Source organism: Streptomyces virginiae (genome assembly GCF_040638905.1).
In the GTDB taxonomy this organism is placed as follows: domain Bacteria; phylum Actinomycetota; class Actinomycetes; order Streptomycetales; family Streptomycetaceae; genus Streptomyces; species Streptomyces virginiae_B.
This window is the reverse complement of record NZ_JBEZYV010000004.1, coordinates 241910-254669: the sequence shown is the minus strand read 5'-3', so window position 1 is coordinate 254669 and position 12760 is coordinate 241910. Positions and strand designations below refer to the sequence as shown.

The window sequence follows — 12760 nt, the reverse complement described above, 5'->3', positions numbered from 1 at the left end:
AGGCGAAACCAATGAAGATCCACAAGTACGACACCGTCATCGTCGGCGCAGGTGGCGCCGGCATGCGCGCCGCCATCGAGGCGACCAAGCGCAGCCGCACCGCGGTGCTGACGAAGCTCTACCCCACCCGCTCCCACACGGGCGCCGCGCAGGGCGGCATGGCCGCAGCGCTGGCGAACGTGGAGGAGGACAACTGGGAGTGGCACACCTTCGACACGGTCAAGGGCGGTGACTACCTGGTCGACCAGGACGCCGCCGAGATCCTGGCGAAGGAGGCCATCGACGCGGTCCTCGACCTGGAGAAGATGGGCCTGCCGTTCAACCGCACCCCGGACGGCACCATCGACCAGCGCCGCTTCGGCGGCCACTCGCGCAACCACGGCGAGGCGCCGGTCCGCCGGTCCTGCTACGCCGCGGACCGCACCGGTCACATGATTCTCCAGACGCTGTACCAGAACTGCGTCAAGGAGGGCGTGGAGTTCTTCAACGAGTTCTACGTCCTGGACCAGCTCCTGGTCGAGGAGGACGGCGTCAAGAAGTCGGCCGGTGTGGTCGCGTACGAGCTCGCCACCGGCGAGATCCACGTGTTCCAGGCCAAGGCCGTCATCTACGCCTCCGGCGGCACCGGCAAGTTCTTCAAGGTGACCTCCAACGCGCACACCCTCACGGGTGACGGCCAGGCGGCCTGCTACCGCCGCGGCCTGCCGCTGGAGGACATGGAGTTCTTCCAGTTCCACCCGACGGGCATCTGGCGCATGGGCATCCTGCTGACGGAGGGCGCCCGCGGTGAGGGCGGCATCCTGCGCAACAAGGACGGCGAGCGCTTCATGGAGAAGTACGCGCCGGTCATGAAGGACCTCGCGTCCCGTGACGTCGTCTCGCGCTCCATCTACACCGAGATCCGTGAGGGCCGCGGCTGCGGTCCGGCCGGTGACCACGTGTACCTGGACCTCACGCACCTCCCGCCGGAGCAGCTCGACGCCAAGCTCCCGGACATCACCGAGTTCGCGCGCACCTACCTGGGCATCGAGCCGTACACGGACCCGATTCCGATCCAGCCCACCGCGCACTACGCCATGGGCGGCATCCCGACCAACGTCGAGGGTGAGGTCCTGGCGGACAACACCACCGTCGTCCCGGGCCTGTACGCGGCCGGCGAGGTCGCGTGCGTGTCGGTGCACGGCGCGAACCGCCTGGGCACCAACTCGCTGCTGGACATCAACGTCTTCGGCAAGCGCTCCGGTATCGCCGCCGCCAAGTACGCGCAGGAGAACGACTACGTCGAGCTCCCCGAGAACCCGGCGCAGCAGGTGGTCGACCTCGTCGAGCACCTGCGCAACTCCACGGGCAAGGAGCGGGTCGCCGACCTGCGCCTGGAGCTCCAGGAGACGATGGACGCGTGCGTGATGGTGTTCCGCACGGAGCAGACCATCAAGACCGCGGTCGAGAAGATCGCGGAGCTGCGCGAGCGCTACAAGAACGTGTCCGTCCAGGACAAGGGCAAGCGCTTCAACACGGACCTCCTGGAGGCCATCGAGCTGGGCAACCTGCTCGACCTGGCCGAGGTCATGGCCGTGTCCGCCCTGGCGCGCAAGGAATCCCGCGGCGGTCACTACCGCGAGGACTACCCCAACCGCGACGACGTCAACTTCATGCGCCACACCATGGCGTACCGCGAGGTCGGAGCCGACGGCTCGGACTCGGTCCGGCTCGACTACAAGCCGGTCGTCACGACCCGCTACCAGCCGATGGAGCGTAAGTACTGATGGCTACCCCCACCCTGGACAAGATGGAAGAGGCGGCCGCGGCCTCCCCGTACATCACGGTCACCTTCCGGATCCGCCGCTTCAACCCCGAGATCTCGGACGAGGCGCAGTGGCAGGACTTCCAGATCGAGATCGACCCGAAGGAGCGCGTGCTCGACGGTCTCCACAAGATCAAGTGGGACCTGGACGGCACGCTGACCTTCCGCCGCTCGTGCGCGCACGGCATCTGCGGCTCGGACGCGATGCGGATCAACGGCAAGAACAGGCTCGCCTGCAAGACGCTGATCAAGGACATCAACCCCGAGAAGCCGATCACCGTCGAGGCCATAAAGGGCCTCACGGTGATGAAGGACCTCGTCGTCGACATGGAGCCCTTCTTCCAGGCGTACCGGGACGTCATGCCGTTCCTGGTCACCAAGGGCAACGAGCCGACGCGCGAGCGCCTGCAGTCCGCCGAGGACCGCGAGCGCTTCGACGACACCACCAAGTGCATCCTGTGCGCCGCGTGCACGTCCTCGTGCCCGGTGTTCTGGAACGACGGCCAGTACTTCGGCCCGGCGGCGATCGTCAACGCGCACCGCTTCATCTTCGACTCGCGTGACGAGGCCGGCGAGCAGCGGCTGGAGATCCTGAACGACAAGGACGGCGTGTGGCGCTGCCGCACGACCTTCAACTGCACCGACGCGTGCCCGCGCGGCATCGAGGTCACCAAGGCGATCCAGGAAGTCAAGCGTGCGCTGATCACGCGCCGCTTCTGACCTCCCGGTCCCTGCCCGTACGAGGGCCCCGTCCCCGGTCGTCCGGGGGCGGGGCCCTCGTGCGTCGCGGGCGAGGCCGACAGCGGCGGTTCAGCCGGCTGGTCGGCGCGGTCCTCCGACCGGGGCCACCGAGCTGCTGAACCCGGGATACACGGCGGGGGTGCCTGTGGAAGGATCGGCCGTATGAGCGAGCAGCAGCCGAACCCGTACACGAGCGATCCCGCCGGTCAGGGCGGCCCGCCCGGCGCCCCCGGCCAGGGCGACTACAAGTGGGGTCCCGGCGAAGCCAGTTACGGATACCCCCAGCCCTACCCGGCGGCCCCGGCGTACCAGCCGACCATCGGCGGCGCGGGCATGTCCGTCCCCGGCGGATACCCCGCCGCGCCGGTCGGCGGCGCCGGCTTCGCCCTCGGCGACATCACGATCGCCGGCGACCAGATCATCACCCCGTCGGGCCCCATGCCGCTCAGGGGCGCGATGTGGAACGCGACCGACTTCTCGCGCACCGAGGAGAAGATCCCGCCCCACGCCATCGTGCTGGCGATCGTCTTCTTCCTGTTCTGCCTGCTCGGCCTGCTCTTCCTCCTGATGAAAGAGAAGACCACCACCGGCTACATCCAGGTCACGGTGACCAGTGGCGGCCGCCACCACTCCACGATGATCCCGGCGGTGGACGTGAACACCTACCACTGGGTGATGTCGCAGCTCAACCACGCGCGTGCGCTCAGCATGTGAGGGTCACGCGCGACGCTTCGGGCCCCGGCCGCACGGCCGGGGCCCGCGCGCGTTCCCGGACGTCCGACGCGAGCGGACACTCGCTTGAACTTGTTCAAAAAAGGCTCTAGAGTCATCGACGTCAGCGTTTGAACACGTTCAAGGGGGCTGGGGCTATGGACCTCACCGTGGTCGCATACGTCATCTACCTGCTCATCAGCATCGGCCTCACCGTCTGGGTGGCGCGCACGCTCAGCCGCAACGGCCGCGTTTTCATCGGCGACGTCCTCCAGGGCAACGAGAAGCTCGCGGACGCCGTCAACCAGCTGCTCGTGGTCGGTTTCTACCTCGTCAACATCGGGTTCGTGACCCTCTACCTGCGCTCGGGCGAGGAGGTCGACACCGCCCGCGCCCTCTTCGAGGCGCTCTCGGTCAAGCTCGGCGTCGTCCTGCTGGTCCTGGGCGTCATGCACCTCGGCAACGTATGGGCGCTGAACAGGATGCGCCGCCGCGGCATCATGGAGCGCCAGCAGACCCCGCCCGTCGCCCCGCAGGGGTGGACCGCGCCGGTCGGGGCCTGAGCCGTGGCGCACACCGGGGCCGTGCGGCACCTGACCGTCCTCTACGACGCCGACTGCCCGCTGTGCGTGCACATCCGGCACTGGCTGCTCGCGCAGCGCCGGCTCCTCCCGATCGCCCTGGTCCCCGCCGCGTCCTGGGAGGCGCGGCGGCGGTTCCCGCGGCTCGACCACGCCTCGACGCTCCGGGAGATCACCGTCGTGGGGGACTCCGGGCAGGTGTGGACCGGGACCGACGCCTTCATCGTGTGCCTGTGGGCACTGGTCGAACACCGGCCGAAGGCGAACTGGCTGGCGACGCCGGCCGGCCGCCCGTTCGCCCGGGCCGCCATGTTCACGGCCTCCGCGTGGCGGCAGGCCGTGCGCACCGACGGGCAGTCCGGGGCCGTCGGGGGACCGGCCTGTGACGACCAGTGCCCCGCCCCCCGATAGGCTCATACACCGTGACTGATCAGAAGGCTCCCAAGAGCGAGCAGACCCGCACGCTCATCCTCGAAACCGCGCTCCGCCTCTTCCAGGAGCGCGGCTTCGACAAGACGACCATGCGGGGCATCGCGAAGGAAGCCGGTGTCTCGGTCGGCAACGCCTACTACTACTTCGAGTCGAAGGAACACCTGGTCCAGGGCTTCTACGACCGGATCAGCGCCGCCCACCAGGCGGCGGTCCGGCCCATCCTGGACAACGAGACCGACCTGCAGAAGCGGCTCGCGGGCGTACTGACGAGCTGGCTGGACATCGGCGCCCCGTACCACGAGTTCGCCTCTCAGTTCTTCAAGAACGCGGCGGACCCCGAAAGTCCGCTGAGCCCCTTCTCACCGGAGTCGGAACCGGCGCGCAAGGCCGCGATCGACATCCACCGCGAGGTGCTGGCGGGTGCGAAGACCAAGGTGCCGGCCGAGCTGGCCGACGTACTGCCGGAATTGATGTGGCTCTCGCAGATGGGCCTGGTCCTGTACTGGGTATTCGACCGCTCCCCGGACAGCGAGAAGTCGCGGCGGCTCGCCGAACGCGGCGCGCAGCTCACGACGCGGGGCATCGTGCTGGCCCGCTTCCGCGTGCTGCGGCCACTGGTGCGCGAGGTCCACGAGCTGTTCGCGGACTTCCTGCCGGGCATGGCCCAGACGGCGGCCGGCCGGCGCAAGGCCTCGGACCCGCAGCCCTCATCCGATGAGAACCGGTCGAGCTCCCATTGACGGATGTCCCCTCACGGAATATCAGCCGCCGGAAGTTCGGTTCGTGCGCGGCCGGTTGGCGATCGGGGCGGGTCAGGCCTGGTACGAGGCGAGTTCGACGACTGTGATGTCGGACGGCGCGCCGACGCGGACCGGCGGCCCCCAGGCACCCGCCCCGCGGGAGACGTAGAGCTGGGTGTCGCCGTAGCGCTCCAGCCCGGCGACGGTGGGGTTGGCGAGTTCGGCGAGGAAGTTGCCGGGCCAGAGCTGCCCGCCATGGGTGTGTCCGGAGAGCTGCAGGTCGACGCCGTGCCGGACGGCGTCGTGGATGACCACCGGCTGGTGGGCGAGGAGGACGGCGGCCCGCGTCCGGTCGCGGTCGCCGAGGGCGGCCTGGAAGTCGGGGCCGCTCCCCTCCCGCTCCCCCTGGATGTCGTTGACGCCCGCGAGGTCGAAGTGCGGCAGGGCGCGCCGGGCGTTCTCCAGCGGGCTCAGGCCGAGCTCGCGGACGTGCTCGACCCACTGCTCGGCGCCGGAGAAGTACTCGTGGTTGCCGGTGACGTAGAAGGAGCCGTGGCGGGCGGTCAGCCCGCGCAGCGGCTCCGCCGCCGGCCCGAGGTCGGGGACGCTGCCGTCGACGAGGTCGCCGACGATGGCGATGAGGTCGGGCTGGGTGCGGTTGACCGTGTCGACGATGCGCTGGGCATGGGCGCGCCCGAGCACCGGGCCGAGGTGGACGTCGCTGACGACGGCGATCCGGAAGCCGTGGGCCGCGCGCGGCAGTTTGGCCAGGGGGACCTGGACGCGCCGCACACCGGGCCCGCGCAGCACTCCGTACGCGCCGTTGCCGACGGTGCCGAGGGCGACGGCGGCGGCCGCGCCGCCCACCGTGCGCGCGACGAAGGTGCGCCGGCTGAGGCCGCCGCCCGGCGCCGCCGGGACCGCTCCCCGGGGCGCGCCGTCCGCGGCCAGCACCGCGCCGGGCTCCGCCCCGGCCCCGGCGGAGGACGACGACGCGGTGGCCGTGGCCGTGGCCGTGCCGGATTCGGGGGTGGCGGACGAGGGAGCGCAATGCGCCGACGGAGGTGCCGCTACCGCCCCGGAGGGGTCGCGGTGGGCCAGACGGCGGAGCAACAGCGCGCGGATCGGCTCCGCGACCAGCATCGTCAGGGTCAGGTACAGGAGCACCGCGAGCCACAGGTACCCCGGCCAGGACACCGTCTGCTGAAACCAGAACGGGGCCCCGGCGCGGCCCGCGGTCAGGGCGGCCACGGACAGGAGGGGCAGGGCGATGGTCAACGCGGTGCCGACGCGGCGGGGCAGGCCGCCGGGGGCGGTGGTGTCACGGACCAGCCGGATCCACAGCCAGCGGTGCACCGCGACCAGCAGGGCGCAGACCGCCAGTGCGACCAGCGCGAAGATCACGATCGTCATGCCGCACCGCCCTCGGCGCCGGAACGTGATCCGCGCCGCAGCGCCAGGACCCCGCGCAACCCGATCACCCCGACCGCCGTCCCCAGGAGAAAGGACGACACCGCGAGCGCCAGGTGGACCCAGAAGTAGGCAGTGGGGTCGCCCGCGGTGTCGAAGGCCAGGCCACTGCCGTTCTTCCACAGGTTCCGGACGAAAGACACCCAGATGAACCAGGTCCACACTCCGAAGGCGAGCAGGAACCAGGAAGCGGCACGGCTGAGTTTCATGTCCTCAGTATCGGTTTCCTCCCCGGGACGGACGCGCCGGGGTGGGCTGTCCCGGGGTTGGTTGCCGCGAACGGGCCGGTCCGCGACGCCGTCCAGCTCATCGGGATGTACTTTCACCTGCGTGTCTGCCAAGACGACCGCTCTGACGGTCCTTATCGCCGCATTGCTGGTGCCCACCATGCTGGTGGCGCCCGCGGACGCCGCGCCGACCTCGCCGGCCGACGGGAAGGGCGGGGCCGCCAAGGCTCCGGCAGCGCCCGCACCGCCCGCGTCGATGTCCACGGTCGGCGGGTCCCTGCTCGGCCAGCCCGGGACGCAGGTGAACCTGCTGCCCGGCGCGCCCGCCCTGCCGACCAACCTCACCGGCCGGTCGTGGATCGTGGCGGACGCCGAGTCCGGCGAGGTCCTGGCGGCGTACAACGCGCACTGGCGGCTGCCCCCCGCCTCCACGATGAAGATGCTCTTCGCGGACACCCTGCTGCCGGGCCTGCCCAAGGAGCAGGTCCACAAGGTCACCGACCAGGACATGGACGGCGTGGGCCCGGGCAGCAGCCTGGTCGGGGTCAAGGAGGACCACGAGTACTCCGTCCACGACCTGTGGCTGGGGGTGTTCCTGCGGTCGGGGAACGACGCCGTGCACGTGCTTGCGGCCATGAACGGCGGCGTCGAGAAGACCGTCAAGGACATGCAGGCCCACGCGGAGGAGCTCCAGGCGCTGGACACCCACGTGGTGTCGCCCGACGGGTACGACGCCCCGGGCCAGGTGTCGAGCGCGTACGACCTCACATTGATCGCCCGCTCCGGACTGCAGAAGCAGGACTTCCGGGAGTACTGCGGCACGGCGAGCGCGAAGTTCCCCGGCCTGCAGGAGCCGGGTAAGCCGCGGGACTACTTCGAGATCCAGAACACCAACCGGCTGATGACGGGCGTGGGCGGCATCTCTCCGTACAAGGGCATCGCCGGGGTGAAGAACGGCAACACGACCATGGCGGGCTCCACCTTCACGGGCGCGGCGCAGCAGGGCTCCCGGAAGCTGCTGGTCACCGTGATGAACCCGGGTGCGGGCGGCGCGAACTCGGTCTACGAGGAAACCGCCGCGCTCTTCGACTGGGGCTTCGCCGCGGCCGGGAAGGTCAAGCCGGTGGGTGAGCTGGTGCCGCCGAAGAGCGCGGACACCTCCCCGCACGGCTCGCCCGCCCAGTCGCACGAGAACAACGCGTCGGGACACGGCGTGGGCCCGGCCGGCGGTGTCGGCACCGCGCTGGGCGTCGCGGGCGGTGCGCTCGCCGTCCTGGCGGGCGGCGCCTTCGTGGTCAACCGCCGCTGGCCCCGCGGCCGGCGCAGCCGGGGCCACGACGAGGAGCTCGTCTAGGAGGTTCCGGCCCGGACAGGAGCAGGGCGGCGGCGGTCGTGGTCAGGAGATCGCGCGTACGGCGGGAGACGGACATGAGCGCTCCAGGGGCGGCCCGGCCGATCGGTCCCGTGCCACGGGTTCACCCGAACGGGTTCTCCGAGCCCGCACCCGGGGTTTCGCGCACCTCACCGCCCGGCGGCCGACTCCTGCTCCGCCGCCGGGGGAGCCTCGGCGCCGTCACCGTCCGACTCCCCCTCGCCGTCCCCGTCGCCGCGGGTGGCCGTCCAGGCGGAGACGTACAGCAGCAGCTTCGCCATGAAGTTGATCCAGAGCAGCAGGGCGATCGGCACGCCGAAGGCGCCGTACATGCTCTTGGCGGCGACCTCGCGCATGTAGCCGCTGAGGAGCAGCTTCAGCAGCTCGAAGCCGGCGGCGCCGATCAGCGCCGCCTCGATCAGGCGGCGCCTGGGCGGTTCGACGCCGGGGAGCAGGGTCAGGAGGTAGAGCAGCACCAGGAAGGCGGCCACCACGCCGACGAGGAAGGCGAAGGCGCGCAGCAGCGCGCCGCCCGGGCCCTCGCGCGGGATGCCCAGCAGGTCGGCGGACTTCCCGACCGCGCTGGACCCGAGGATCGAGGCCGCCGCCGAGACCAGGCCCACTGCGCCGAGGCCGAGCAGGACGAGCCCGTCCTTGCCCTTGCGGACGATGGGGTTCCCCTCGTCCTCGTCGTCCTTCTCCCACACCGCGCGCAGGCAGTCCCGCATCGAGCCCACCCAGCCGATGCCGGTGAAGAGGAGGAGGGCGCCGGCGACGAGGCCGATCGTGGCGGCGTTCGCGACGAGTCCCCCGATGTCGAGCTGGTCGGAGATGCCGGGGACCTGTTCGGCGAAGGCCTTCTCCAGCTTGTCCAGCTGCTCGTCGCTGAGCAGCGCCGCCCCGACCGCCGCGGCCACGGCGATCAGGGGGAAGAGCGCGAGGAAGCTGATGAAGGTGATCGCGGCGGCGAGCCGGGTCCAGTGCACGCGGTCGAGGCGTTCGTAGGAGCGCCACGCGTGCGTCTTCATGAGACGACCCGCCAGCGGCCCGACCACCGGGAGTTTCGTCAGCCAGTCCATGGGGTCACCGTAAATGAGACGCCGGAAATAGCCGGGATTGTCGGTTTCAGGGACTACGGTCGTCGATTGTGACTTTTCGCCCAGCGCCCTCGACGGGGCGTCCGTTCCACACCCTGGTCCTGCGGAGGCTGAGGTTCCGTGCCCGGCGCACCGCCCGGCTGACCCTGCGCCCGCTCCGTCAGGAAGGCCGTACGGTCGCCCCGGCGGACTGGTCCACGGGAGAACCCGGCTGCGCCGGAACGCCTATGGGCCCCTTCCCGAACGGGTATTCGCGCAGCTTGCGCCAGACCCCGTCGGAGCCCTGCTCGTAGAGGGCGAACCCGGCGCAGACCCATTCGGCGGCGTACTCGGCCAGCGTGGTGAACGCCAGGTCCATCGCCTCTTCGGAGATCCCGTGGGCGACGGTGACGTGCGGGTGGTACGGGAAGGCCAGCTCGCGGCTGAGCGGCCCGGAGGGGTCGCGGACCTCGCCCTGGAGCCGGGTGCAGCCCGCGGCACCCTCGGCGATCCGGACGAAGACGACCGGCGAGACGGGCCGGAAGGTTCCCGTCCCCTCCAGCCGCATCGGGAAGGCGCGGAAGGCGGCCGCCACCTGGGTCAGGTGGGCCCGGATCGCCGGGAGCCGGTCCGCCTCCACCTCGGTCGGCGGTACGAGGGTGACGTGCGTGGGGATGCCGTGCGCGGCGGCGTCCCCGAAGCCCGCGCGCAGCTCTTGGAGCTGGCTGCCGTACGGCTCCGGGACCGCGATCGAAACGCCGAGCGTTACGGTCCCCACGAATCTCTCCTCCGCTTGTCCCTGTGGACTCCTGCCGCCCCAGTGTGCGGCCAGGACCCCTCTTCGTGCCAGAGCCGTCTTTCCGTAGGTGCGTTCGTCAGTGCTTGGCGGGCAGCAGACCCAGCCGGTCGTACGCCTGCGCGAGGGTTTCCGCGGCCACCGCGCGGGCCTTCTCCGCGCCCTTGGCCAGGATGGAGTCCAGGGTCTCCGGGTCGTCCAGGTACTCCTGGGTGCGCTGCTTGAAGGGTGTGACGAAATCGACCATCACGCCGGCCAGGTCCGTCTTCAGCGCGCCGTAGCCCTTGCCGGCGTACTTCTCCTCCAGGGCGGGGATCGACTCACCCGTGAGGGTGGAGTAGATCGTGAGCAGATTGCTGACGCCGGGCTTCTTCTCGGTGTCGAACCGGATCTCGGCCTCGGTGTCGGTGACCGCGCTCTTGATCTTCTTCTCGGTGACCTTGGCCTCGTCGAGGAGGTTGATCAGGCCCTTCGGGGACGACGCCGACTTCGACATCTTGATCGCCGGGTCCTGGAGGTCGTAGATCTTCGCGACCTCCTTGACGATGTGGGCCGCCGGGAGGGTGAAGGTCCGGCCGAAGCGGCCGTTGAAGCGCTCGGCCAAGTCGCGGGTCAACTCGATGTGCTGGCGCTGGTCCTCGCCGACCGGGACGGCGTTCGCCTGGTACAGCAGGATGTCGGCGACCTGGAGGATCGGGTACGTGAAGAGGCCGACGCTGGCGCTGTTGACGCCGCCCTTGGCGGACTTGTCCTTGAACTGCGTCATCCGGCTGGCCTCACCGAAACCGGTGATGCAGTTCATCACCCAGCCGAGCTGCGCGTGCTCGGGGACGTGGCTCTGGATGAAGAGCGTGCAGCGCTCCGGGTCCAGGCCGGCGGCGAGCAGCTGCGCGGCGGAGAGGCGGGTGTTCGCGCGCAGGTCCTTCGGATCCTGGGGCATGGTGATCGCGTGCAGGTCGACGACCATGTAGAACGCGTCGTGCGTCTCCTGGAGGGCGACGTACTGGCGGATGGCTCCGAGGTAGTTCCCGAGGTGGAACGAACCGGAGGTGGGCTGGATGCCGGAGAGCGCGCGAGGACGATCAGAAGCCATGGCCCCATTCTCTCAGGTGCGGGACGGGCTCGTGCCCGCCGTCGGCCGGTTCCGTCCCCTGCGCGATGCCCGTGGGCGCTGCCCACACCCGCGCCTCAATCGCCGGCGGGGCTGGATTTTCAGCCCGCAGGCGATTGCGGCGCGGGGGTCCGGGGGCGGAGCCCCCGGCAGTGGTGCCGCAGGACTACGACAGCGGCAGGCCCGGGGCCGGGAAGGCGGCCATGAGGTCGGCGACCTCCGCGCGGATCGTGGCGAGGGCCGGCTCGTCGCCCTTGGCCGCCGCGTCCACGCTGCGGGCGATCCAGTCGGCGACCACCGGCATGTGCTCCGTGGTCAGCCCCCGGGACGTCAGCGACGGCGTGCCGATCCGCACCCCCGAGGGATCGAACGGCTTGCGCGGGTCGAACGGCACCGTGTTGTAGTTCACGACGATGCCCGCCCGGTCCAGCGCCTTGGCCGCGACCTTGCCCGGCACCTCCTTGCCCGTCAGGTCGATCAGGATCAGGTGGTTGTCCGTACCGCCCGACACCAGGTCGAAGCCCCGCTCCAGCAGTGCCGCGGCCAGCGCCTTGGCGTTGGCCACGACGGCGTGCGCGTACCGGACGAAGGACGGCTGCGCCGCCTCGTGCAGCGCCACCGCGATGCCCGCCGTCGTCTGGTTGTGCGGGCCGCCCTGCAGACCGGGGAAGACGGCCTTGTCGATCGCCTTCGCGTGCTCCTCGCGGCACATCAGCATCGCGCCGCGCGGACCGCGCAGGGTCTTGTGGGTCGTGGTGGAGATGACGTCCACGTGGCCGGCCGGAGACGGGTGCGCGCCGCCCGCGATCAGGCCGGCGATGTGGGCGACGTCCGCGACCAGGACCGAGCCCGCCTCGCGCGCGATCTCCGCAAAGGCGGCGAAGTCGATGCTCCTCGGCAGGGCCGTGCCACCGCAGAAGATCACCTTGGGCCGCTCGGCGAGGGCCAGCTCGCGCACGGCCTCGTAGTCGATCAGTCCCGTGTCGGCGCGGACGCCGTACTGCACGCCGCGGAACCACGAGCCCGTCGCCGAGACGCCCCAGCCGTGCGTCAGGTGGCCGCCCATCGGCAGCGCCATGCCCATGACCGTGTCGCCGGGCTGCGCGAAGGCCAGGTACACGGCCAGGTTGGCCGGGGAGCCGGAGTACGGCTGCACGTTGGCGTGGTCCACCCCGAACAGGCCCTTGGCCCGCTCGATCGCGAGGGCCTCGACCCGGTCGATGTTCTGCTGGCCCTCGTAGTAGCGGCGGCCGGGGTAGCCCTCGCTGTACTTGTTCTGCAGCACGGTGCCGGAGGCTTCGAGGACGGCCGCGGACACGTAGTTCTCGCTGGGGATCAGGCGCAGCGTCTCCGCCTGGAGGACTTCCTCCGCGGCGACGTAGGACGCCAGTTCGGGATCGGTCGCGGACAGGGCGGGATGGCGGCTCGCGGACATGGCGGGCTCCTCCGGGGTCGATGTGATCGGTACCCCGCGAGGCCCAGGCGAGCGGCCCTGTATGCGGTCGAGCGCGCACGACTCCCCCGGAGTTGGTTCTCCGTACGCCAGTCGCCGTGCGTACCGAACACCCTAGATGAGCCAGTCCGCAGTGTCGCCCGCGGGGAGGGGGCATGCACGCAGATCTGCCGCGTTCGCCCGCGGTGGCCCCGCCCGGCCACCGCGGACTCACTCACCCGGCGGGCGCGCCGCCAAACAGGTTTC

General features: G+C 70.7%; 13 protein-coding genes and 1 riboswitch. Of the genes, 7 read left to right on the top strand and 6 right to left on the bottom strand.

Going from position 1 to position 12760, the window contains the following annotated elements:
• Nucleotides 1-11: 11 nt before the first annotated feature.
• The 6 genes from sdhA (at nucleotide 12) to AB0F82_RS09035 (ending at nucleotide 5009) form a co-directional block, all read left to right on the top strand.
• The gene (gene sdhA / locus AB0F82_RS09060; RefSeq protein WP_356811433.1) at nucleotides 12-1766 is read left to right on the top strand and encodes a succinate dehydrogenase flavoprotein subunit; all 1755 of its coding nucleotides are present in this window, start codon (nucleotides 12-14) and stop codon (nucleotides 1764-1766) included.
• A complete protein-coding gene (locus AB0F82_RS09055) occupies nucleotides 1766-2524 on the top strand; it encodes a succinate dehydrogenase iron-sulfur subunit (protein WP_030764336.1) in 759 nt (252 codons plus the stop codon). The genes sdhA and AB0F82_RS09055 overlap by 1 nt, the downstream gene beginning before the upstream one ends.
• Before the next feature lie 183 nt (nucleotides 2525-2707).
• A complete protein-coding gene (locus tag AB0F82_RS09050) occupies nucleotides 2708-3259 on the top strand; it encodes a hypothetical protein (protein ID WP_362625185.1) in 552 nt (183 codons plus the stop codon).
• A gap of 155 nt (nucleotides 3260-3414) precedes the next feature.
• Nucleotides 3415-3819, top strand: coding sequence for a hypothetical protein (locus AB0F82_RS09045; protein ID WP_356811436.1), 405 nt, complete (start codon nucleotides 3415-3417; stop codon nucleotides 3817-3819).
• A gap of 21 nt (nucleotides 3820-3840) precedes the next feature.
• The gene (locus AB0F82_RS09040) at nucleotides 3841-4248 is read left to right on the top strand and encodes a thiol-disulfide oxidoreductase DCC family protein (protein WP_356811437.1); all 408 of its coding nucleotides are present in this window, start codon (nucleotides 3841-3843) and stop codon (nucleotides 4246-4248) included.
• 11 nt (nucleotides 4249-4259) lie between these two features.
• Entirely contained in the window at nucleotides 4260-5009 is a 750-nt protein-coding gene (locus tag AB0F82_RS09035) for a TetR family transcriptional regulator (RefSeq protein ID WP_356811439.1), read from the top strand.
• Nucleotides 5010-5081: 72 nt separating this feature from the next.
• On the opposite strand, the gene AB0F82_RS09030 is transcribed toward AB0F82_RS09035, so the two are convergent.
• Together AB0F82_RS09030 and AB0F82_RS09025 are read right to left on the bottom strand one after the other, a co-directional pair.
• Nucleotides 5082-6422, bottom strand: coding sequence for a metallophosphoesterase (locus AB0F82_RS09030; RefSeq protein WP_362625182.1), 1341 nt, complete (start codon nucleotides 6420-6422; stop codon nucleotides 5082-5084).
• A complete protein-coding gene (locus tag AB0F82_RS09025) occupies nucleotides 6419-6688 on the bottom strand; it encodes an SCO4848 family membrane protein (RefSeq protein WP_356811440.1) in 270 nt (89 codons plus the stop codon). Before AB0F82_RS09025 ends, AB0F82_RS09030 begins: the two co-directional genes overlap by 4 nt.
• 121 nt (nucleotides 6689-6809) lie before the next feature.
• On the opposite strand from AB0F82_RS09025, the gene AB0F82_RS09020 reads away from it, so the two are divergent.
• Entirely contained in the window at nucleotides 6810-8060 is a 1251-nt protein-coding gene (locus AB0F82_RS09020) for a D-alanyl-D-alanine carboxypeptidase family protein (RefSeq protein WP_362625180.1), read from the top strand.
• A gap of 167 nt (nucleotides 8061-8227) precedes the next feature.
• Here the strand turns inward: AB0F82_RS09020 and AB0F82_RS09015 are convergent, their stop codons facing one another.
• The 4 genes from AB0F82_RS09015 to glyA all read right to left on the bottom strand — a co-directional run bounded on the left by AB0F82_RS09015 (nucleotide 8228) and on the right by glyA (nucleotide 12496).
• On the bottom strand, nucleotides 8228-9157 hold the full coding sequence (locus AB0F82_RS09015) for a YihY/virulence factor BrkB family protein (RefSeq protein ID WP_362625178.1): 930 nt from the start codon (nucleotides 9155-9157) through the stop codon (nucleotides 8228-8230).
• 178 nt (nucleotides 9158-9335) lie between these two features.
• Entirely contained in the window at nucleotides 9336-9932 is a 597-nt protein-coding gene (locus AB0F82_RS09010) for a 2'-5' RNA ligase family protein (RefSeq protein ID WP_362625176.1), read from the bottom strand.
• A gap of 97 nt (nucleotides 9933-10029) precedes the next feature.
• Nucleotides 10030-11043: a tryptophan--tRNA ligase gene (trpS, locus tag AB0F82_RS09005; RefSeq protein ID WP_362625174.1), complete on the bottom strand. Its 1014-nt coding sequence runs from the start codon at nucleotides 11041-11043 to the stop codon at nucleotides 10030-10032.
• A 184-nt stretch (nucleotides 11044-11227) separates the two neighbouring features.
• The gene (gene glyA / locus AB0F82_RS09000) at nucleotides 11228-12496 is read right to left on the bottom strand and encodes a serine hydroxymethyltransferase (protein WP_362625172.1); all 1269 of its coding nucleotides are present in this window, start codon (nucleotides 12494-12496) and stop codon (nucleotides 11228-11230) included.
• A gap of 34 nt (nucleotides 12497-12530) precedes the next feature.
• Nucleotides 12531-12621: riboswitch (ZMP/ZTP riboswitch) on the bottom strand.
• Between the last annotated feature and the right edge of the window lie 139 nt (nucleotides 12622-12760).